18 protein-coding genes are annotated in these 21,234 nt (G+C 73.0%); 6 read left to right on the top strand and 12 right to left on the bottom strand.

Annotated features, from left to right (window positions below; genetic code table 11):
- Positions 1–131: 131 nt before the first annotated feature.
- Positions 132–2,717: an ATP-dependent chaperone ClpB gene (gene clpB, locus NCI01_RS03135; RefSeq protein WP_254180007.1), complete on the bottom strand. Its 2,586-nt coding sequence runs from the start codon at positions 2,715–2,717 to the stop codon at positions 132–134.
- 172 nt (positions 2,718–2,889) lie between these two features.
- Positions 2,890–3,390, bottom strand: a complete 501-nt coding sequence (locus tag NCI01_RS03130; protein WP_254180006.1) for a YflT domain-containing protein — start codon at positions 3,388–3,390, stop codon at positions 2,890–2,892.
- A gap of 234 nt (positions 3,391–3,624) precedes the next feature.
- On the opposite strand from NCI01_RS03130, the gene NCI01_RS03125 reads away from it, so the two are divergent.
- Entirely contained in the window at positions 3,625–4,410 is a 786-nt protein-coding gene (locus NCI01_RS03125) for a pentapeptide repeat-containing protein (RefSeq protein ID WP_254180005.1), read from the top strand.
- Between the two features lie 41 nt (positions 4,411–4,451).
- On the top strand, positions 4,452–5,297 hold the full coding sequence (locus tag NCI01_RS03120; protein WP_254180004.1) for an aldo/keto reductase: 846 nt from the start codon (positions 4,452–4,454) through the stop codon (positions 5,295–5,297).
- A gap of 49 nt (positions 5,298–5,346) precedes the next feature.
- On the opposite strand, the gene NCI01_RS03115 is transcribed toward NCI01_RS03120, so the two are convergent.
- Positions 5,347–5,550: a hypothetical protein gene (locus tag NCI01_RS03115; RefSeq protein WP_254180003.1), complete on the bottom strand. Its 204-nt coding sequence runs from the start codon at positions 5,548–5,550 to the stop codon at positions 5,347–5,349.
- 236 nt (positions 5,551–5,786) lie between these two features.
- On the opposite strand from NCI01_RS03115, the gene NCI01_RS03110 reads away from it, so the two are divergent.
- Both NCI01_RS03110 and NCI01_RS03105 read left to right on the top strand, forming a co-directional pair.
- Positions 5,787–6,014, top strand: coding sequence for a hypothetical protein (locus NCI01_RS03110; RefSeq protein WP_254180002.1), 228 nt, complete (start codon positions 5,787–5,789; stop codon positions 6,012–6,014).
- Between the two features lie 100 nt (positions 6,015–6,114).
- The gene (locus NCI01_RS03105; protein WP_254180001.1) at positions 6,115–6,882 is read left to right on the top strand and encodes a lysophospholipid acyltransferase family protein; all 768 of its coding nucleotides are present in this window, start codon (positions 6,115–6,117) and stop codon (positions 6,880–6,882) included.
- Between the two features lie 6 nt (positions 6,883–6,888).
- On the opposite strand, the gene NCI01_RS03100 is transcribed toward NCI01_RS03105, so the two are convergent.
- The 6 genes from NCI01_RS03100 to dnaK all read right to left on the bottom strand — a co-directional run bounded on the left by NCI01_RS03100 (position 6,889) and on the right by dnaK (position 13,089).
- Positions 6,889–7,161, bottom strand: coding sequence for a hypothetical protein (locus tag NCI01_RS03100; protein ID WP_254180000.1), 273 nt, complete (start codon positions 7,159–7,161; stop codon positions 6,889–6,891).
- A gap of 46 nt (positions 7,162–7,207) precedes the next feature.
- A complete protein-coding gene (locus NCI01_RS03095) occupies positions 7,208–8,518 on the bottom strand; it encodes a reverse transcriptase family protein (protein WP_254179999.1) in 1,311 nt (436 codons plus the stop codon).
- A 320-nt stretch (positions 8,519–8,838) separates the two neighbouring features.
- Complete coding sequence (locus NCI01_RS03090) at positions 8,839–9,252, bottom strand: heat shock protein transcriptional repressor HspR (protein WP_254179998.1); 414 nt, start codon at positions 9,250–9,252, stop codon at positions 8,839–8,841.
- Positions 9,253–9,292: 40 nt separating this feature from the next.
- Positions 9,293–10,480, bottom strand: coding sequence for a molecular chaperone DnaJ (gene dnaJ, locus NCI01_RS03085; RefSeq protein ID WP_254179997.1), 1,188 nt, complete (start codon positions 10,478–10,480; stop codon positions 9,293–9,295).
- Between the two features lie 60 nt (positions 10,481–10,540).
- Complete coding sequence (grpE, locus tag NCI01_RS03080) at positions 10,541–11,212, bottom strand: nucleotide exchange factor GrpE (RefSeq protein ID WP_254179996.1); 672 nt, start codon at positions 11,210–11,212, stop codon at positions 10,541–10,543.
- Positions 11,209–13,089, bottom strand: a complete 1,881-nt coding sequence (gene dnaK, locus NCI01_RS03075; RefSeq protein WP_254179995.1) for a molecular chaperone DnaK — start codon at positions 13,087–13,089, stop codon at positions 11,209–11,211. The genes grpE and dnaK overlap by 4 nt, the downstream gene beginning before the upstream one ends.
- 198 nt (positions 13,090–13,287) lie before the next feature.
- Here dnaK and NCI01_RS03070 point away from each other — a divergent pair, with 198 nt between their 5' ends.
- On the top strand, positions 13,288–13,578 hold the full coding sequence (locus NCI01_RS03070) for a Dabb family protein (protein WP_254179994.1): 291 nt from the start codon (positions 13,288–13,290) through the stop codon (positions 13,576–13,578).
- 145 nt (positions 13,579–13,723) lie between these two features.
- Here NCI01_RS03070 and NCI01_RS03065 read toward each other — a convergent pair whose 3' ends face one another.
- Complete coding sequence (locus NCI01_RS03065; RefSeq protein ID WP_254179993.1) at positions 13,724–14,524, bottom strand: GNAT family N-acetyltransferase; 801 nt, start codon at positions 14,522–14,524, stop codon at positions 13,724–13,726.
- Between the two features lie 84 nt (positions 14,525–14,608).
- On the opposite strand from NCI01_RS03065, the gene NCI01_RS03060 reads away from it, so the two are divergent.
- Positions 14,609–15,319 (top strand): GDSL-type esterase/lipase family protein, encoded by a 711-nt coding sequence (locus NCI01_RS03060; RefSeq protein ID WP_254179992.1) that lies wholly within the window; start codon positions 14,609–14,611, stop codon positions 15,317–15,319.
- A gap of 40 nt (positions 15,320–15,359) precedes the next feature.
- On the opposite strand, the gene NCI01_RS03055 is transcribed toward NCI01_RS03060, so the two are convergent.
- Together NCI01_RS03055 and NCI01_RS03050 are read right to left on the bottom strand one after the other, a co-directional pair.
- Positions 15,360–17,306 (bottom strand): M3 family metallopeptidase, encoded by a 1,947-nt coding sequence (locus tag NCI01_RS03055; RefSeq protein ID WP_254179991.1) that lies wholly within the window; start codon positions 17,304–17,306, stop codon positions 15,360–15,362.
- 11 nt (positions 17,307–17,317) lie between these two features.
- The gene (locus NCI01_RS03050; RefSeq protein ID WP_254179990.1) at positions 17,318–21,163 is read right to left on the bottom strand and encodes a putative inorganic carbon transporter subunit DabA; all 3,846 of its coding nucleotides are present in this window, start codon (positions 21,161–21,163) and stop codon (positions 17,318–17,320) included.
- Positions 21,164–21,234: the final 71 nt, after the last annotated feature.

Below are 21,234 nucleotides of genomic sequence, written 5' to 3'. Positions count from 1 at the left end.
GCCGGCCGGCCGCCGGCGCGCGGGACGGCGTACTGGCAGGGGTGGTCCGACACCTCGAGGGGGTTGCAACGGCCCCGAAGTGGTGGATTCCCCGCTCGTGCGGGGAGTCCACCACTCGGAGGGGATCTCCGTCAGGACGCCAGCACCAGCCCGTCGGCACCCACGTCGACGGTGACCGCGCCGCCGTCGGTGACCTCACCGGCGATCAGCAGCCGGGCGAGCGGGTCGCCGATGGCCGACTGGATGAGCCGGCGCAGGGGCCGGGCGCCGTACGCCGGGTCGTAGCCGGTCTCGGCGAGCCACGCGCGCGCCGCGTCGGTCACCGAGATGGTGATCCGCCGGACCGCGAGCCGCTGCTCGAGCAGCGCGAGCTGCAGGTCCACGATGTGGGCCAGGTCGTCCTTGGACAGCGCGTCGAACATGACGACCTCGTCGAGCCGGTTGAGGAACTCGGGCTTGAAGTGCGCGCGCACCACGCCCATGACCGACTCCTTCTTCACCGTCGGCTCCATCAGCGGGTCGACCAGGAAGTGCGACCCGAGGTTGGAGGTGAGGATCAGCAGCGTGTTGCGGAAGTCGACCGTGCGACCCTGGCCGTCGGTGAGCCGGCCGTCGTCGAGCACCTGCAGCAGGATGTCGAAGACCTCCGGGTGCGCCTTCTCGACCTCGTCGAGCAGCACGACGCTGTAGGGGCGTCGCCGCACGGCCTCGGTGAGCTGGCCGCCCTCGTCGTAGCCGACGTAGCCCGGAGGGGCACCGACGAGTCGCGACACCGAGTGCTTCTCGCTGTACTCGCTCATGTCGATGCGCACGATCGCGCGCTCGTCGTCGAAGAGGAAGTCGGCGAGCGCCTTGGCGAGCTCGGTCTTGCCCGTGCCGGTCGGGCCGAGGAAGAGGAACGACCCGGTGGGGCGGTTGGGGTCGGAGATGCCGGCGCGCGAGCGGCGTACGGCGTCGCTGACCGCGGTGACCGCCTCGCGCTGGCCGATGAGGCGCTGGCCGATGACGGACTCCATCTCGAGCAGCTTGGCGGTCTCGCCCTGCAGCATCTTGCCGGTGGGGATGCCGGTCCAGGCCTCGACGACGTCGGCGATCTGCTCGGCGCCGACCTCCTCACCGACCAGCGGCTCGAGGTCGGCGGCCTCGGCCTTCTCGACCTCGGCGATCTCCTTCTCAAGGGCCGGGATCTGGCCGTACTGGATCTCCGAGGCGCCCGCGAGGTCGCCCTCGCGCAGCTTCTTCTCGGCCTCGATCTTGAGCTGGTCGAGCTGGCGGCGCAGCTCGCCCTCGCCCTGGAGCTGGTCCTTCTCGCGCTCCCAGCGGGTCTCCAGCCCGCGCAGCTCCTCCTCGCGGTCGGCGAGGTCCTTGCGCAGGGCGTCGAGCCGGTCGACCGACGCGGCGTCGGTCTCCTTGGCGAGCGCGAACTCCTCCATCTTGAGGCGCTCGACCTGGCGCCGGAGCTGGTCGATCTCCTCGGGCGAGGACTCGTGCTCCATCCGCAGCCGCGACGACGCCTCGTCGATGAGGTCGATGGCCTTGTCGGGCAGCTGGCGGCCGGTGATGTAGCGGTCGGACAGCGTGGCGGCGGCGACCAGCGCGGCGTCGGTGATGCGGACGCCGTGGTGCGCCTCGTACTTCTCCTGGATGCCGCGCAGGATCTGGATCGTGTCCTCGACGCTGGGCTCGCCGACGAAGACCTGCTGGAAGCGACGCTCCAGCGCGGGGTCCTTCTCGATGCGCTCTCGGTACTCGTCGAGCGTCGTCGCGCCGATCATGTGGAGCTCGCCGCGCGCCAGCATCGGCTTGAGCATGTTGCCGGCGTCCATCGCGGAGTCGCCGCCGGCGCCCGCACCGACGACGGTGTGCAGCTCGTCGATGAAGGTGATGACCTGGCCGCCGGCGTCCTTGATCTCCTCGAGCACCGCCTTGAGCCGCTCCTCGAACTCGCCGCGGTACTTCGCGCCCGCGACCATCGCCGCGAGGTCGAGCGCCAGCACGCGCCGGCCCTTGAGCGAGTCGGGCACGTCGCCGGCGACGACGCGCTGGGCGAGGCCCTCGACGACGGCGGTCTTGCCGACGCCGGGCTCGCCGATGAGGACGGGGTTGTTCTTGGTGCGCCGCGACAGCACCTGGATGACGCGCCGGATCTCGGCGTCGCGCCCGATCACCGGGTCGAGCCGGCCGTCCTCGGCCGCCTGGGTGAGGTCGACGCTGTACTTCTCCAGCGACTCGTACGACGCCTCGGCGCTCTCGCTGGTCACCCGGCGGTTGCCGCGGACCGCGGTGATCGCCTCCCGCAGCCCGGCCGCGGTGAGGCCCGCGTCCGTGAGCACCTTCTGTGCGCTCGACTCGACGGTCGCGGTGGCGACCAGCAGGTGGTCGGTGGCGACGTAGTCGTCCTTCATCGACCCGGCGAGGTCGAGGGACGAGGCGAGGACGCGGGTCAGCGCGGCGGACGCGCTGGGCTGCTGGACCGTCGAGCCGGTGGCGCGGGGCAGCTGCTGCTGGACGCCCTCGGCCTGGGCCAGCAGGGTCGCGGGGTCGACCCCCGCCTTCTGCACCAGGCTGCGGGTGGCTCCGTCCTCCTGCTTGAGCAGGGCGACGAGCAGGTGGATGGGCTCGGTGGTGGTGTTGCCGCCGGTGGTCGCGGCGAGCTGGGCAGCCTCGATGACCTCGCGGCTGCGGGTGGTGAACTTCTCGGCACCGAACTGGCTCAACTCTTCCTCCGTGTGCGTCGTGGTGGGGACCACTGTGGTCCCACTCGCTCCAACGCGCCAGAAGTTGAGTCGATTCCCCTCAACTTTGGGTTTTCTCGAGGTCGAGTGCGCTCGCGGTAGCAGTTGCCGCGGGGCCGCGCACTCGACGCCGCCTCAGGCTCGGCGTCCGGGCTCAGGCGAAGGGGTCGGGGAGCGCGCCGGGCAGCTTGGCCAGCAGCTCGCGCGCCTGCGCGGCGTGCTTGTTCTCCACGAGCACCTCGTACTTGGTGGCCACCACCTGGGTGACGGAGGAGAAGTCGCGCTGGCCGCGGGTGAGGGCGTAGCCGATGAGGGCCCACACCAGGCCGAAGGTGGCGCCCATGAGGGCGGTGCCGAGCAGCACCTGCCAGAGGCCCTCCTCGGTGAACAGCGCGAAGACCAGGCCGATGAAGACACCGAGCCACAGCCCGGAGAGGATGCCGCCCACGGCGACCTTCGACCAGGTCAGCCTTCCCGTGACCCGCTCGATGCGCTTGAGGTCGGTCCCGACGATCATCAGCTGCTGGACCGGGAAGTCGGCGTCGGCCAGGAAGTCGACGCTCTTCTGCGCCTGCGCGTAGTCGTCGTACACCGCCAGCGACTGGGGGTACTGCAGCCGGAGCGGCGAGGAAGGGGTGAGGCCCGGGGTCGGCATGAGCCCACGATACGGCCGGCCTCTACCCACAGTCGGTGAATCTTTACCGATCACCTGTTTCATTCCGCGAACAGACGGGCATGCTGGGTGCTATGGGCAAGCTGATCTTCGACAACCGCTTCGTCGGCGTCGCGTTCGTGTTGCTGCTGTTCGTCAACGCCTTCGCCATCCAGAACGGCTGGTACGCCTGACGTCGCGGCGGCTCCACGAGTCGACGCGTGGCAGGATCCCCGGGTGGCCACACCGGAGCTGAGGTCTGACTGCGCCCGGTGCTTCGGCCTCTGCTGCGTGCTGCTCCCCTTCTCGGCCTCGGCCGGCTTCGGCGTCGACAAGCCCGGCGGGCGCCCGTGCCACAACCTCCTCGACGACGACGGCTGCCGCATCCACGCCACCCTGCGTGAGGACGGCTGGCCCGGCTGCACGGTCTTCGAGTGCTTCGGCGCCGGCCAGCAGGTCTCCCAGGTCACCTACGGCGGCACGTCCTGGCGCGAGCAGGACAACCTCGCGGAGATGGCCGCCGTGCTGTCGGTGATGCGCCAGCTGCACGAGATGCTCGCCCACCTCGTCGAGGTCGCGCGCCGCTCCCCCGACCCGGACGCCGACGTCGTACGGTCCGAGATCGAGCAGCTCACCACCGCCGACCCCGAGACGCTGCTGCGCGCCGACGTCGACGACCTGCACGAACGCGTCGGCCGACTGCTCGCCGAGGCCAGTGCACGCGTACGGCGACCGTGGCCCGCAGCTCACGACCACACGCGGGCGGACCTCGCCGGACGTCGTGTGGCCGGCGACCACCGCGGCTCGGCCTTCCGCGGCGCGCTGCTGATCGCTGCCGACCTCCGTGGAGCCGACCTTCGCGACGCCGACCTGCTCGGCGCCGACCTGCGCGACACCGACGTGCGCGGCTGTGACCTGTCGACGACGCTCTTCCTCACCCAGCCGCAGGTCAACGCGGCGATCGGCGACGAGGCGACCACCCTTCCGGAGGGTTTGTCGCGCCCGGCACGCTGGCGATCCTGATCCGACGGAATACCTCCCGAGCGGGTCGCGCTGTGCCTGGCATGACCGTTCCCAGCATCCAGCTCCACGACGGCACGTCGATCCCGCAGCTCGGCTTCGGCGTGTTCCAGATCGATCCCGCCGACACCGCGGAGGCGGTGACCCGGGCCCTCGAGGTCGGCTACCGCCACATCGACACGGCCGAGATGTACGGCAACGAGAAGGAGGTCGGCGAGGCCCTGCGCTCCTCCGGGATCGCGCGCGACGAGGTCTATGTGACCTCCAAGCTCAACAACGGCTTCCACGAGCCCGCCGAGGCCGAGCGCGCCTTCGAGCGGACCCTCGCCGACCTCGGTCTCGACCGCATCGACCTGTTCCTCATCCACTGGCCGCTGCCGACGCGATACGACGGCGACTTCGTCTCGACGTGGCGCACGATGGCGTCCTTCGTCGAGGACGGCCGCGCCGCGTCGGTCGGCGTCTCCAACTTCCAGCCCGCCCACCTGCAGCGGATCATCGACGAGACCGGCGTCGTCCCGGTGATCAACCAGGTCGAGGTGCACCCCTACTTCACCAACGAGGACGTGCGCACGGCCAACGCCGGGCACGGCATCGCCACCGAGGCGTGGTCGCCGATCGCGCAGGGCGCGGTGCTCGACGACCCGGTCCTCACCGAGATCGCCGACGCGAAGGGCAGGTCGACCGCCCAGGTCGCGCTGCGCTGGCACGTCGAGCGCGGCGACATCGTCTTCCCCAAGTCGGTGAACCCCGTCCGGATGAAGGAGAACTTCGAGATCTTCGACTTCTCCCTGAGCGACGACGAGGTCGCGCGCATCTCCGGCCTCGACCGTGGCGAGGACGGCCGCACGGGCCCCAACCCCGACTCGTTCGACTACATCCCCGGCTGACCGGCGCACCCGGAGGCCCGACCCCACGCGGGGTCGGGCCTCCGGCGCGTCAGCGGGCGGGCGCCTCGGCGAACGGGTGGCCCGTCCACGGGTTGTCGCAGAACAGCACCGACCAGCGCACGCACCCGATGTCCTCGTCCACCAGCGGCTGCTCGGCCACCAGGAGCAACCAGCGCCCCTCCCCGAGGTCGGTCCGCTCCCCGGCCAATGTCTTGGCGTCGTCCGCCGGCCCGAGCTCGAAGACGCACCACACCTCGCCCTCCCCGCGCGAGGCGGACTGATCGACGTACGTCGCCTCCGGCCCGCGACCACGCCCGGCGGCCCGACGGCACCGAGTGGCGTGCAGCCCTGGTAGGTCCACCGGTCGCCGTCGGCCGTCGGCACGAGGGCACGCGCCTCCTGCTCCGATGCGACGCGCCAGGCGGCCACGCTGCGCATGACGCAGACCTCGCGCCAGCTCACGACGATCCAGCCGGAGTCGTCGTGGTCGTGGCGACAGGCCTGCTCGATCCAGCGGCGCTCGGGCTCGCGCCCCACCTCCGCGACGAGCTCCCCTTGCGCGCGCTCGGCGCTCGGCAGGATCCGCGGCAGGACCGCGCTGACCTCGTCAGTCACGCGATGGCGCTCGACGACTCCTCCGACGAGGGACGCGCCGTTGACGACGACGTAGAGGAGGACGAGGCCCGCGACCACGCCGGCGGCGACCCTGAGGGCTGAGGAGACGACTCGCATGCCCACATCCGACCGGCTGCCAGGTGGCTCCGACACCGTGCGCATACTCAGGCGCGGCACCGACCGGGTGGCCCACACTCGCCCCATGGACCCCAGCACCTGGCAGCGCCCCGGCCTGCGCGCCGCCCTCCTCTACGCCGTCGCCGCCGGACTCCTCGGCAGCATCGTCTCCGCGGTCAGCCGCCTCGAGCTCAGCCGCCGTGCCGTCCCCGACAGGTCGCTGCCCGACGGTCCGGTGATCGTCGTCGCCAACCACACGAGCTTCGCCGACGGGATCCTGCTGGCCCTCGTCGGCCGTCGCCTCGGCCGCTCGCTGCGGCTGATGGCCACCGGTGGCGTCTTCCGCTCCGGGCTCGTCGGCCCGGTCGTGCGCCGCCTCGGGTTCATCCCCGTCCTGCGGGGCACCGACGCGGCCTCCGGCTCCCTCGACGCCGCAGCCACCGCCCTCGCCGCCGGCGAGGCCGTCGGGCTCTTCCCCGAGGGCCGGATCACCCGCCACCCGCAGCACTGGCCCGAGCGCTCGAAGACCGGTGCCGTCCGCCTCGCGCTGCGCACCGGGGCGCCGGTCGTCCCGGTGGCGCTGGTCGGCGCTCACCAGGTCGTGGGCACGACCGGGATCGTGTCCCGGTTGCTGCGCAACACCGTCCTCCGCCCGCGCGTGCGGGTCGCGGTCGGCGAGCCCATCGACGTACGCCGCCTGGCGGGCGTCGCCGGCGACGAGACCGTCGACGACGCGACGGTGCGTCGGGTGGCCGACGAGGTCATGGGCGCGCTGGTGTCGCAGGTCGCCGAGCTGCGCGGCGAGCCGGCACCGTTCCCGACCGGCGTGCCGGAAGAGGCCCTCAGCGCCTGACGAGGCTCAGGAGTAGCGGTGGCTCTTGGCCGCGTGACCGGCCTCGCGCGTGCACGTGCGGCCGCTCATGTTGCGGTGGCCGCAGAGCGCCTCGGCGGCGGCCGGGGCGTCCGCCTCGACCGCGGCGGCCTTCGTGGCGCCGCCCTTGGCACTGCTCGCGGCGCTGGGCGCCGGGGGCGCGACCGGGGCCTTGGGGCGGGCCGGCGCGTCGGCCCCGCGCTTCTGCGCTGCGGCGTACTTCGCCTCGCGCATCGCGCGCAGGTTGTCCATCTTGCTCATCGCTCGATCACGCGACGAACCTACGCGCCCGCACCGACAGCGTGCGTCACCGGCTCCAGTCGATCGCGTCGTGGACGGCCTGCAGCCGCTCACCGCGGACCGGGTCGTGCTGGGCGACCCAGGCGATCCGGCCGCGCAGGTGCTCCTCGAAGGCCGGCACGTCGTGGCGGTTCTGGGTGCTCGGTCCGAAGCGGTGGCAGTTGTGCAGGATCGCCTTGAGCAGGTCGACCTCGCGCCGGGCGACCCTGGGGCGCTCGTTGACCACGAGCCCGCCGAGGACCTGCCGCCCGGCGCGCGGCATCACGCCGGTCTTGCGCGGGTTGAGCCGGAAGCCCTCGTCGCGGACGATCACCTCGATCGCGTCGAGCAGCCGCGAGGTGCCGGTGGCCCAGCCGCGGTCGCCGGAGAACGCCAGGTCGTCGGCGTACCTCGTGTAGCGCCCGCCCCAGGACCGCGCCAGCGCGGTGAGCCGGACGTCGAGGCGGTGCGCCGCGAGGTTGGCCATCGCGGGCGACGTCGGTGCGCCCTGCGGCAGGTGCGGTCCGGCGAGCCGGCGACCGAGCCGCCAGTGGGCGTCGAGGAGCCGGTCGTCGGCCGGGGCCGGGACGGCGCGCCACTGGGCGAGCGGGAGCTCGCACGTGACCAGCCCGGCCAGGCAGTGCGCGACGGGCTCGGGGTAGCCGGCGGTGCGCCAGATGCCGTAGACCCGCGACACGGTGACGCTCGCGAAGAACGCCTCGAGGTCCAGGCGCAGCACGACGGGCCGACCGGCGTGCGGGACGGCATAGGACCGGACCGAGCCGCCCGGCCGGAAGCCCCGGGCCGCGTCGTGCGGCGGGACCAGACCAGCGACCTCGCGCAGCAGGCGGCGCTGGAGGGCCTTGAGCCGCGGCTTGGGCGCCTCGAGGACCCGGATGGCGCCGCTCGGGGCGACGCGGTGGCTGACGCGGTAGTGCTGGAGGCCCGGGACGGCGGCACTGCGGGCCAGGTGCCGGGGGTCGGCGAACCAGTCGAGGTCGGCGGGGCTGACCCCGAGCAGGCCGGCGACGTCGCCGAGGTCGTCGAGAATCGGGAGCCGCCACCGGTTGGTGACCATCCGCGTCGCGGCGACGGGCCGGACGACGGGTCGGGCGCCGAGGGCCTTGCCGGCGGCGGGCCGCGAGGCCAGGTTGGTGGCGAGCTCCCGCGGCCGGTCCACCGGGGGGCGCGGGTAGAGCTCGAGCACCTGGCGGGCCAGCGGCGAGAGCCACCGCGGCCGGCGCCCCAGGACCTCCGCGCCGCTCTCGACGAGTCCCTGCCGGGTCCAGTCGCCGGCGAGGAAGCCGGCCGCGAGCGCCCGCGCGAGGTCGTCGCGCATCAGGCCCCGCGCGTCGGGTGCGGCAGCGTGGCCCGACCTGTCCCGTCGTGCGCGCGATGACCTGCAGCGGAGCGCAGCGAGTCGCGCGCGGTGCCGTGCCCGGACGTACCGGTGGTCCCCGGGGTAGCCCCGGAGAGACAGACCGATGACACGCACCGGTCCGCCGTCTCGAGATCACGCTGCCGCACGCGGGCACAGTAGCCGCAGGCGACGACAGCCGCCGGTGCTACGACTCCTCGAGCCGGGGCGCGAGGCCGGCGAGCGAGGCGTCGAGGCCCTCCTGGTGGGCGTCGGCGACGGCCCGGTCGGGGCGCGGCACGTCAGGACCCCCGGCGCCACACGACGAGGGACTGGCCGACCGCCTGGTGCAGCACCGGCAGCTTGTTGGCGGGCTGGGCGGCGGCCCGCGCCGCGAGGCCGGAGCGCAGCGACTCCAGCTCGGCCATCAGCTCCTCGTTGCGGGCGCGCAGGGCGTCGACCTGCAGCTCGAGGTCCATGATCCGGCGGACGCCCTCGATGCCGATGCCGGCGCTCGTGAGGTCGGCGATCTCGCGCAGGCGCTCGATGTCGCGGTGGGAGTAGCGACGACCGCCGCCCCCCGTGCGTCCGGGCTGGATCAGCCCCATCCGCTCGTAGGCGCGCAGCGTCTGCGGGTGGAGGCCGGTCAGCTCCGCGGCGACGGAGATGACGTAGACGGCGGCATCCGGGGACGGCGGCCGGAAGACCCCGCTCATGCGCGGCCTCCTCGGGGGGACGGAGAGCGTCGCACGGCGATCATGCCTCGAAGAGCCCTGCTCGGAGCGGCTTGCCGGCGGTGGCCGCGCGGTAGGCCTCGAGGGCCTCGCGCGCGGTCGGGTCGAGGTGGGCCGGGACCTGCACCTCGACCGTGGCGAGCAGGTCGCCCTTGCTGCCGTCGCGCTTGGTGGCGCCCTTCCCGCGCACCCGAAAGGTGCGGCCGTTGGGCGTGCCCGGGGGCAGCTTGAGGGTGACCGGCGCCCCGCCGAGCGTGGGGATCTTGACCTCGCCGCCGAGGGCCGCCTCGTCGAAGGACACGGGCACGTCGATGGTGAGGTTGTCGTCCTTGCGTCCGAAGACCCGGTGCGGGGTGACCTTGACCTTGACGAACAGGTCGCCGGCCGGGCCGCCGTTCTCCCCGGGAGCGCCCTTGCCCTTCAGCCGGATCCTCGCGCCGTCCTTGACCCCGGCTGGGATCCGGGCCTGGATGGTGCGCGCCGAGGTGCCGCGGCCGCTGCCGTGGCAGGTCGGGCAGGCCTCGTCGTAGACCAGCTGGCGACCGGCGCAGCGCGGGCAGGTCTCGTTGATGGAGAACGCCCCGCCGGTGCCGGCCACGACGAAGCCGGCGCCCTCGCACTCGGGACAGATGTGCGGACGGGTGCCGGGCTTGCCGCCGGTGCCCTGGCACGTCGGACAGGCCGTGTCGGAGGTCAGCCGCAGCGACACCGTCACGCCCTCGAGCGCGTCGGTGAAGCCGATGGTCGCGGAGCTCTCGACGTCGGCGCCCCGACGCGGCCGGGCCTGCTGCGTGCGCCCGCGCTGGGCGCCGCCGAACAGGTCGCCGAACATGTCGCCGAGACCGCCGCCGGCAGCCCCACGGTCGCGGAGCAGGTCGTCGAGGTTGAACCCGCCGCCGCTGTAGCCGCCGCCACCGCCGCCGAAGCCGCCGCCCATGCCGGGGCCGAAGCCGCCGCGCGCCTGCAGCGAGCGGAACTCGTCGTACTTGGCGCGCTTGTCCTCGTCGCCGACGACGTCGTAGGCCTCGGCGACGGCCTTGAACACCTCGTGCTTGGCGTCGTCACCGGGGTTGGAGTCGGGGTGGTTGGCCCGGGCCAGCTTGCGGTAGGCCTTCTTGATGTCGGCCGCGCTGGCGTCCTTGGCGACGCCGAGGACCTGGTAGAAGTCCTTGGTCGCCCAGTCGTTGCGGAAACCTTCGGTGTCAGCCATGGATCAACCTCCTCCCCGTCATCAGGGCTGTCGTCGACACGGTCATCTCGGGTGGGCGGGTCAGGCGTCGGCCGGGTCGACCACGAGCACCTGGGCCGCACGGACGACGCGGTCGCCCATCCGGTAGCCGCCCTTGGCGACGTGCTTCACCGTCGTCACCTCGACCTCGGCGTCGGTGCCGAGGTGGCTGAGCGCCTCGTGGAACGTCGGGTCGAACGCGTCACCCGGCTCGCCGAATCGGACCAGGCCGGCGGATGCCACGACCCGCTCGAGCTGGTCGGCCACCGCCTTGAAGCCGCCCTCGAGCTCGCCGTGCTCCTTGGCCCGGTCGATGGTGTCGAGGACCTCGATCACCGGGGTCAGCGCCTTGTAGGCCGCCGACTCCGCCACCAGCTGCCGGTCGCGGTCGACCCGCTTGCGGTAGTTGGCGTACTCGGCCTGGAGCCGCTGCAGGTCGTTGGTCAGGTCGGCCAGCGATCCCTTCATGGCAGCGAGCTCGTCCTCCTCGGTGTCGACGTCGAAGTCCTCGCCGGGGCGCTCCTCGGCGGTGCCGGGGGCGTCGCCGGCGACGGCGTCACCGGCGACCTGCTCCTCGACCTCGGTCTCGTTGGCCATCTCGCCGGCGGCGTCACCGAAGCCGGCGCCCCCCGGAGGGGGAGCCATGGTCGGCTCCCCCTCCGCCAGGTCGCTCGCCTCGGGGCCCGCGGCGGGGTCGACGGGGCGATCGGTCACTTGGACTCACCCTCGGCGGTCGCGTCGCCGTCGGTCGAGCCGTCGGTGGGCTCGTCGACGATCTCGGCGTCCACGACGTCGTCGTCGGACTCGCCGGTCGCACCGGTGGCACCGCCCGCAGCGGCCTGGTCGGCCTCCGCGGCGGCGTACATCGCGGCGCCCATCTTCTGGCTGGACTCGCCCAGCTTGGTGATGCCGGCGGTGATCTCCTCCGACGAGGCGTCCTCCTTGGCCAGCGTCTCCTTGAGCGCGTCGACGTCGGCCTGGACCTCGGTCTTGACGTCGTCGGGGAGCTTGTCGGCGTTGTCGGCGAGGAACTTCTCGGTCGTGTAGACGAGCTGGTCGCCCTGGTTGCGGGCCTCGACGGCCTCGCGACGCTTGGCGTCCTCCTCGGCGTACTGCTCGGCCTCCTTGACCATGCGGTCGATCTCGTCCTTGCTGAGCGCCGAGCCACCGGAGATGGTCATCGACTGCTCGCGGCCGGACGCCTGGTCCTTGGCCGAGACGTGCACGATGCCGTTGGCGTCGATGTCGAAGGTGACCTCGATCTTCGGCACGCCGCGCGGTGCCGGCGGGAGGCCGGTGAGCTCGAAGTTGCCGAGGGGCTGGTTCTGCGACCACATCTGGCGCTCACCCTGCGCGACCTTGATCTCCACCGACGGCTGGTTGTCGTCGGCGGTGGTGAAGATCTCCGAGCGCTTGGTCGGGATCGTGGTGTTGCGCTCGATGAGGGTGGTCATCACGCCGCCCTTGGTCTCGATGCCGAGGGAGAGCGGGGTGACGTCGAGGAGCAGCACGTCCTTGACCTCGCCCTTGAGGACACCGGCCTGAAGGGCGGCGCCGACGGCGACGACCTCGTCGGGGTTGACGCCCTTGTTGGGCTGCTTGCCGCCGAGGAGCTCGGTGACCAGCTCGGTCACCGCGGGCATGCGGGTCGAGCCGCCGACGAGCACCACGTGGTCGATGTCCTTGACCGCGACGCCGCCGTCCTTGAGCACCGACTGGAACGGCGCCTTGGTGCGGTCGAGCAGGTCGGAGGTCAGCTTCTGGAACTCGCTGCGGGTCAGCTTCTCCTCGAAGTGGAGCGGGCCGGACTCGCCGTGGGTGATGTACGGAAGGTGGATCGTGGTCTCGCTCGAGGACGAGAGCTCGATCTTGGCCTTCTCCGCGGCCTCCTGCAGGCGCTGCTTGGCGATCTTGTCGGCCGCCAGGTCGACGCCGTTGGAGTCCTTGAACTTCTTGACCATCCACTCCACGACGCGGTTGTCCCAGTCGTCGCCGCCGAGGTGGTTGTCGCCGGAGGTCGCCTTGACCTCCACGACGCCCTCGCCGATCTCGAGCAGGGACACGTCGAACGTGCCGCCACCGAGGTCGAAGACGAGAATGGTCTGGTCCTCGCCCTTGTCGAGGCCGTAGGCCAGCGCGGCCGCGGTGGGCTCGTTGACGATGCGGCTGACGTTGAGGCCCGCGATCTCGCCGGCCTCCTTGGTGGCCTGACGCTGGGCGTCGGAGAAGTAGGCGGGGACGGTGATGACCGCGTCGGTAACCGTCTCGCCGAGGTAGGCCTCGGCGTCGCGCTTGAGCTTCTGCAGCACGAAGGCGCTGATCTGCTGGGGGGTGAAGGTCTTGTCGTCGATGTCGACCTTCCAGTCCTCGCCCATGTGGCGCTTGACGGACCGGATGGTGCGGTCGACGTTGGTGACCGCCTGTCGCTTGGCGACCTCGCCGACGAGGACCTCGCCGGACTTGGTGAAGGCGACGACGGACGGGGTGGTCCGGGCGCCCTCGGCGTTGGCGATGACGGTGGGCTCGCCACCCTCAAGGACGGCGACGACGGAGTTCGTCGTGCCCAGGTCGATGCCGACCGCTCGAGCCATGGTGTGTTCCTCCTGCTGTGGATGCTGCGTGGATGACGTGAGTCTGCGTGCCATCCTGCCGCGCTTCGGCGGAGGAGGCAAAACAGTTGAGTCGCTCGGACTCAAGTCTGTTCATGGGGTACAACGCAGGTCGGCCCCGGATGTTCCCCGATCCGGACAGGAATCTCGTGTGACCTGGCTCCCTCTAGCCTTGCCGGCGTGATCCGCCACACCGTCGCCTTCCGGCTCCACCACGCTCCCGGCTCCGCGGAGGAGGCCGACTTCCTCGCCGCCGCCCGGGCGCTGGCGGACATCCCCGGCGTCACGGCGTACGAGCAGCTGCGCCAGACCAGCCCCACGAACGACTTCGCCTTCGGCTTCTCGATGGAGTTCGCCGACCAGGCGGCCTACGACGGCTACAACGAGCACCCGGTGCACACGGCCTTCGTGGCGGAGCGCTGGGTGCCGGAGGTCGCCGACTTCCTCGAGGTCGACTACGCGCCCCTCTGAGCCGCCGCGGTCGAGCGGGTCGCCATCCTGGAGGGGAAGTCCGTCACCTGGAGGGGGTTGCAGCCCCCTCCAAGTGGCGGAGTCCCCGCTCGAGCGGGGACTCTGCGACAGGGGAGGGTCGAGGATCCGACGAACCCGAGCGGGCTCAGCGGGTCCAGACGTAGGGCGTCGTCGTGGTCACGGCCTGCAGGCCGGAGCGTTCGAGGATCGGGCGGGACATGTCGGTGCAGTCGGAGTGGATGAAGCGGATGCCACGCGCCACCGCTGAGCGGGCGCGGGCCGCCACCAGCGCACGGTAGATGCCCCGGCCGCGGTAGGCGGGGAGCGTCGAGCCGCCCCAGATGCCGGCGAACGCGGTGCCCTCGACCGGCGTGAGCCGGCCGCCGCAGACGACCCGGTCGCCGACCTCGGCGACCCAGAACTCCGAGCCGTCCGACTCCAGCTCGCGGAGCGAGGACGCGACCGACGGCCCGCGCCCGGTGCCGAAGACCGACTCCTGCGCCGCCAGCATCCTCGTCAGGTCGTCGACGGCCGACGGGCCCGGCTCGAGGCGTCGTACGACGACGGGGCCGTCCGGCGTCTCCGCGAGCGGTACGTCGACCGCGAGCCGCGAGGCCTCCCCGATCATCACGGTCTCGCGCGGGTCGGCGACGAGGCCGTGGGCGACGAGCCGGTCACCGAGGCCGGCGGGCCGGTCGTGCCCGCGTGACTTCCACTCGAACGACGCCACGTCGGTGTCGTCGCGGTAGTGGGCGACCGTCCGCTCGATCAACGCGTCGAGCGCGCCCCCCTCGACGCCGCCGAGGTCGCGGTAGGACACGAACCCGCCGTGGTCGAAGACGCCACACAGCAGCGGGCCCTCGCGCACCACCTCGTGCGCCCGCGCCATCTCGGCGTCGGTGCGCAGCTGCTCGTCGTAGGCGGCCAGGAGGTCGTCGGTCGTCATGGGCGGCAGCCTAGGTCCCGAAGTCAGGGGAATCTCAGGGGTTTTCGACTGCGCGAAGCGGCCCGCAGGCCGCACACTTCTCTCGTGCTCCATCGGGGGAACCTGCGCCGGGTCGTCGGCGTCTCGACCATCGCGCTGCTGATCGCTGCCCTGATGGCGTTCTACGTCGCCGACATCGCCGACGCCGGACCGACCCGGTGCCAGCAGCACCGCCTCGACGCGCGCGAGCGGGCGGGCATCGTGACCGGCGAGGGCGAGCGGGTGCTGGTGATCGGCGACTCGTGGTCGGTCGGGCTCGGCCAGGACGACCTGTCCCGGTCGTGGGCCGGCCGGCTCCCCGGCGAGGTGCACGTGAGCGGCTACTCCGGGTCGGGCTTCAGCGCCGGGGCCAGCGGCTGCGGACGGGTCTCCTTCCACGACCGCGCGCGGACCGCGCTCGTCGTACGCCCGCGGCTCGTGGTGGTCGCCGGCGGGCTCAACGACTACGACCAGCCCGCCCGCGCCATCGACAGCGGCTTCCGCAACCTGATGGCCGACCTGGCCGGCCAGAGCGTGGTGGTCGTCGGGCCCGCGACCGCACCGCTCCGCGCCGGTGCGGTGCCGCGCGTCGACGACAGGCTCGAGGTGCTCGCCGCGCTCTACGGCGTGCCCTACGTCCGCACCAGCGACCTCGACCTCGACTACCTCGACGACCGGCTGCACCTCACCGAGGACGGGCACCGTGAGTTCGGCGACGCAGTGGCCGAGCGCCTCGCCGACGTGACGCCGGCGCGGCCGGCACCGCTCGCGCGCTGACCCGGGCGAGCGCCTCGCGCAGCCCGGGCCGGGCGGCCGCTCACTCAGCGAGCCAGGCAGCCCAGCTGTCGAAGGAGTAGGGCCGGCCCAGGAAGTCGGCGACCAGGTCGGCGGCGTCCTTCCGCCCGCCCATCGCCAGCACCTTGTCGCGGTAGGCGAGGGCGACGTCGGCCGCGAAGAGGTCGTCGCGGTCGAATGCCGAGAACAGGTCCTTGGCGATGACCAGCGACCACATGTAGGTGTAGTAGCCGGACGAGTAGCCGTCGAGGTGGCCGAACGCGCAGTGCATGTGGGCGCCCTCGAGCGGCGGGAAGACCGAGTAGCGGCGCTGGAGCTCGTCGCCGTAGGCCGTGAGGTCGTCGTGCGGCCCGGCGTGGAACCAGTAGGACCGCGCGGCGTAGGACATCTGCTGCACGGCGTAGAGGCCCTTGCCGAACTGCTCGGCCCGGCGCATCGCGGCGACCAGCTCGGCCGGGATGGTCTCGCCCGCCTCGTCGCGCGCGAAGGTGGCGAGGACGTCGGCGTCCCAGGCCCACTCCTCGAGCATCTGGCTCGGCGCCTCGACGAAGTCCCACTCGGTGGCGACCCCGGAGAAGCGGGCCCACTCGCCCTGGCCGGCGAGGACGTGGTGGACCAGGTGGCCGAACTCGTGGAACAGGGTGACGACCTCGTCGTGCTCCATCAGCCCCCGGTTGAAGTTGCACACCAGGACGCCCTCGGGCAGCTGCTGGCCGGCGATGCCCTTGACCATGTCGAACTGGGCGGCGTGCTTGAACTTGCCCTCGCGCGGGTGCAGGTCGAGGTGGATCCGGCCGATCCGGGTGCCGTCGAGGCCGACGTCATAGCTGGCGACCTCGTCGTGCCACGTGCCGGCGTCCTCGCGCGGGACGGGCGTCCACTCGAGGCCGAAGAGCCGGCCGGTGACGTCGAGGAGGCCCTGGCGGACCTGCTCGAACGGGAAGTAGGTGCGCACGACCTGGCCGTCGACGTCGTACTGCTCGCGGCGGACGAGCTCGGAGTAGTAGCGCGAGTCGTAGGTGGCGACGGTGTCGGCCGACGGGTCGTCGACGCGCTTGCGCTCGAGCAGGACGCCGACCTCCTCGGCGGCGCGCTCCTTGGCCGCCTCGCCCACCCGGTCGATGAAGTCGGCGACCGCCTGGCCGGTGCCGATCATCTTGACCTCGGTGTCGTAGTCGGGCCAGGAGTCGTGGCCGAGCAGCGACGCGGTCTCGCGCCGCACGGCGAGCAGGTCCTGGAGGACCTGGTCGTTGGCCGGCCAGGCGACGTTGTTCTGCGCCAGCGCCAGCTCGTGGCGCGCCTCGGCGTCGACGGCGAAGGTGATGAACGGGACGAGGTCGGGGTAGTCGGTGGTGATGGTGACCAGGCCGTCCTCGTCGGGCGCGTGGGCGGCGCGGTAGTCCTCCGGCAGCCCCTCCAGGCGCTCGGGCGCGACGCGGATGGACCGGACGTCGTCACGGATGTTGCGACCGAAGTCCTGGGACAGCTTGACGGACCGCTCGCTGAGCTCGCGGAGCCGGTCGCGGGTGGCGTCGTCGCGGTCGACGCCGGCGCGGCGGAAGTCGCGCAGCGTGTGCTCGAGGACCCGGCGACCGTCGGCGTCGAGGCCGGAGAGGTCGGCGGAGGTCACCAGCCGGTCGAGGACGGCGTAGAGGTCGCGGTCCAGACCCAGCTCGGTGACGTACTTCTGCACCTGCTGGCTGAGCTCGTCGGCGAGGTCGCGGACGGCCGCGTCGGGGTGCACCTCGGCCCACAGGGCGACGGACTCGGCGTTGGCGATGGCGGTCTCGGCCTTGTTCCAGGCGACGAGCACGACGGGGGCGTCGGAGGAGCCGGCCTTCACCAGCCCGACCTGCTGCTGCGCCTCTTCGAGCTGGTCGTGGCAGCGCTGCGCCACCCAGGCCAGCCAGTCACCGGCTCCCGGGAGCAGGAGGGGAACGGGCCGGGGATCGGTGTCGACGGGAGGCACGACCACGCAGCCTAGGCGCGACCACGGACATCCTCCAGCCGCACCGGGCCGGGGAGCGGCGGGCACGCGCGCCACCCCAGGTCGCGGCCCAGCTCGAGCAGCGGCCCTCCTCCCGGTGGAACGGCGATGAGCTGCATCCAGCCGTTGCCCACCGCCTGCCGCAGCGCCACGTGACGACGTACGACGTCCAGCACCCGTGTGGGCGCGGCAGCGACGACCACCAGGTGCCGGGCCGGCAGGTGTCGCAGGCCCGTGCTGTCGCTGTCGGGCGCCCCGGGGTCCCTGCTCGCCACCGCCTGCCACGGCAGGCCGAGGCGCAGGTCGCCGTGCGCGCCGGTGATGACGCCGACGTCCCCCACCGCGTTGTGGGTGGTCTTGTCCCCGGCGCCGAAGAGGCCGGGCGCGGCCGCCGAGGCGTAGTACTGCGCGTTGATCCACTGCGTCACGAGCACCGGACCGGTCATCAGCTGCTCGAGCACGTCCCCGTCGGGATCGGTCGAGGCATCGTAGGAGTGGAGGAAGGCTGTCCCACCCAGGTCGAGCCGCGAGGTCATTGACCGCGGACCGACGACCAGCGCCAGGTTGCCTGCCAGGCCCCACTCCGGCATCGGCTCGGACCAGTCGGCCGCCCGATCCGTGATCGCCCGCCGGTGCGCCGGACGTCCGGCGTCCGGCAGGTGTGGCGCCCGCTGCCCCCGCACGACCTCACCCGCCCGGTCCAGGTCACGCTGGACGCGGTCGAGGAGCGCGCGCAGCTCCGCCGTCTCGTGCTGCTCGCGGAGCAGCACGAGGGTGTCGGCGGTCGTGTCGTGCTCCGCCGCCACGACATGCAGGCCCGCGGGGACGGCGAGTCCCCGCTCGGCCATGCGCAGGCGCACCGCGGGGTCGTTGAGCGCGCGCGCCATCACGGTCGCGTTCACGGCGCCGGGCGTGCCGCCGCACGCCCCGCAGTCGTACGCCGAGGCGAAGGCGTTGTTCTCCGTGCTGGACCCGTGCCCCACGAGCACCAGGAGACCTCCGGCCGGGACGCCGATCCCGGTGCTGCGCAGCATGCCGATCGCGGCGTCGACCGCGACGTCGAGGGGCGGACCCTGGACGGGCCGTGGGCGAGGAACGTCCGTGCCCAGAAGACGGCGGGCGGCCCGGCGCCACGTCGCGGGTGCCGCGGTCGCCGCCACGGCGGCCCCGAGGGCGGGCAGGCCCGACATCTCGGCGAAGGCGAAGGCGGCTGCCGGGTGCTGGCCGACGCCCGTCACGACCCGGTGCGCCGTCGCGCCGGCGCCGAGGGGCGTCGGGATCTCGTAGGTGGAGGCGGTCGGCGACAACAACCCGGGACACCGGTCGGTGACGCGCCCGTCCGCGTCGTAGTGGCGCAGGGCGGCGCCGAAGAACCCCGCGAAGCCGAAGGTCTCGTGCCCGCCGGCCTGCTCGAGCGCGCGACGCGGGCGCTCCGACCTGGCGTCGATGCACCACACGGACTGGACCGCGACCGGCCGGGCCGCCTCGCCCTCAGGTTCGGCGTCCGCGCCGCGGGCCTGCAGGGCTCGCACCAGCCCGTCGCGGGCGCTCACGTCGAGGGCCCGTTGCCAGACCGACACCAGGTCCGCGCGCTCGCGGTGAGCGGGATCGTCGACGCGAGGTGGCCGCCGAGGTCCGGGACTGCCGCCGGCCTCGGCGAGGAGGACGTCGAGCGCCATGCGCAGGGCGACCAGCTGCACCAGCGGCAGCGCGTCGCCCCGTTGCCGGCTGCGCCACGCCGCGTGGGCGGCCCAGCCCTGGCCAGCGGCGAGGAGGGACGCGAGGTAGGAGTAGGCGTCGACCTCCCCGGCCAGCGCGCGAGCCCGGGGCCACATCGCCAGGACTGCCTCGGCCGGGTCGACGGGCAGGGACCGCACCCAGCGGCTGGCGCCCCGCACGCCACAGGCACTGTCGTAGGCCCGGTGCGCGGCCGAGGCGCGCCACAGGGTCCAGGGATCCACCTGCGCACGGTCGGGCTGGGGCGAGGTGCGCCACGCCCGCGCGGCCCACGCCGCCGCCTGCACGTCGAGGATCTCACCCAGCGGCCGACCGACCGCCCGGCGAGGACGGGAGACGTCGCAGGCTCGCAGCCGGAGCGGCTCGCCCTCGTCGCCGCGCTCCCGCCAGGAGCGCGACGCAGCCACCACGTCCTCGACCCGCGCCGGCACGCGCGCCTCGGCGTCACCCTCGATGCACTCCTCGCTCGCCCGCGCCAGGGCCTGATCGGTGATGACGCCCCTGGCGTGGAGGTCCAGGAACAGGTCGAGGCTCGGGCGCGGGTCACGTCCGTGCATCCGCCGGACGACGTCGGCCGCCTCCTCGACGTCGAGGTGCTCCAGCCCCGCCATCGGGTTGGCCGCGACCATGGTGCGCACCGGCCAGGCCGGCGCGACCGCGAGCGCCGCCAGGCGGACCACCACGTCGATCCGGTGCGCGGGGAGTCCGCCGAGCTCCAGGGCGGGGAGCGGCCGCTCCTCCACGGACAGCCTCCCGCGCACTCGCGCGCCGGGGGGCAGCAGGGTCGCCGCCACCGCGGTCGCGACCGGCGTGGCGCTGTCGGGGCGCAACCGGGCGGAGGAGGAGGCTGCGAGCACGACGGCGCCCGCCACCGCCACCGGCACCGTCCATCCCGACGGCGTCCATGCCGAGGCGACCGGGAACCAGTCGTGCAGCGCGCGGTCCACCACCGCGAGAGCGGTCACGTAGCCCAGCGACCCGCCGACCACGGCAAGCAGAGCCACTCCCCGGAGGCGTGCGGACGCGCGCGTGGTCCGCAGCGCCTCGACCACCCCGACCGCCGCCACGACCCCGACCAGCACGGCGGCGAACCCGAGGGGACCCGGCACGTCCAACGTCACGCCGATCACCACTCCCGGCACGACGACCGCGGCGAGGGCGACCACCGCGGCGAGCACGACGGCGCCTCGGGTGACCTCGCCCCGGCGGGCGGGGACGGCTCGTGCCGGGGAGCCGCCGGCACGCAGGAAGAGCCAGGCCTTCCAGGCGCCGTGACCCAGGAGGTGCACGAACGCCGCCGCGGTCAGGCCCAGACCGAGCTGGACGGCGACCAGGCCCATCTGAGCCGACGTCGACGCGGCGAGCTTTCCCTTGACGTCGGCACGCATCCGGGCAGCGGACGTCGCCAGCACGACGGAGGCACCGCCGGCGAGCAGCAGGACCAGCAGGGCCGCCTGACCGGAGCCCAGGACCTGCCAGTGCAGGAGGCCCACGGCCGCTCCGCCGTTGACGACACCGGCGTGCAGGAGCGCCGAGACCGGCGAGGGCGCCTCGGCGGTCTCGGGGAGCCACCGCTGGGCCGGCACGAGGGCGCATCGGACCACGCAGGCGACCGCCAGGAGCACGCCCACGGCTCGCGGGTCCCCACCCAGCACCTGGACCAGCGCCGCGGACCAGATGGCGGCGTCGCCCACGAGGAAGCGCCGCCGGATCAGCCGGGACGCGCGCCGAGCCGACGCGTCGTCGCGGTGCGCCACCAGGCCCGCCAGCGCCCAGCCGCTCGCGCTCCACCCGATCGCGGCCCCGAGCAGCGAGGGTGAGCCGACCATGACGAGCAGACCCGCGACGACGACCAGCAGCAGCAGGGCGAACCGTCCTTGTCGCTGCTGACCGCGCAGGTTGGTGGCTGCGTAGGCCGCGACCGTGCTTCCGAGCATGCTGACGAACAACGCCAGCACCAGGCGGGCGGTGACGGACCCGGCCCCGTCGGCGGACGCCCACGTGCCGTCGAGCAGCGAGGTCGACAGCTGGAGCGCGAGCAGGAGCGCGACGGTTGCGGTCAGCAGGAGCAGCACGCGGTGGACGCGGACGATGGAAGACATGCGTTGCACAGTACACGAATTTGGCTTCGCGCTTTCAAGTGCTTATTTTCTGGACGGTGCGGACGACCGCG

Origin of the sequence: Nocardioides pinisoli (genome assembly GCF_024199985.1) — a bacterium.
Lineage (GTDB): Bacteria > Actinomycetota > Actinomycetes > Propionibacteriales > Nocardioidaceae > Nocardioides > Nocardioides pinisoli.
Note: the sequence above shows the minus strand (reverse complement) of the source record. Positions and strands in the feature narration are given on the sequence as shown.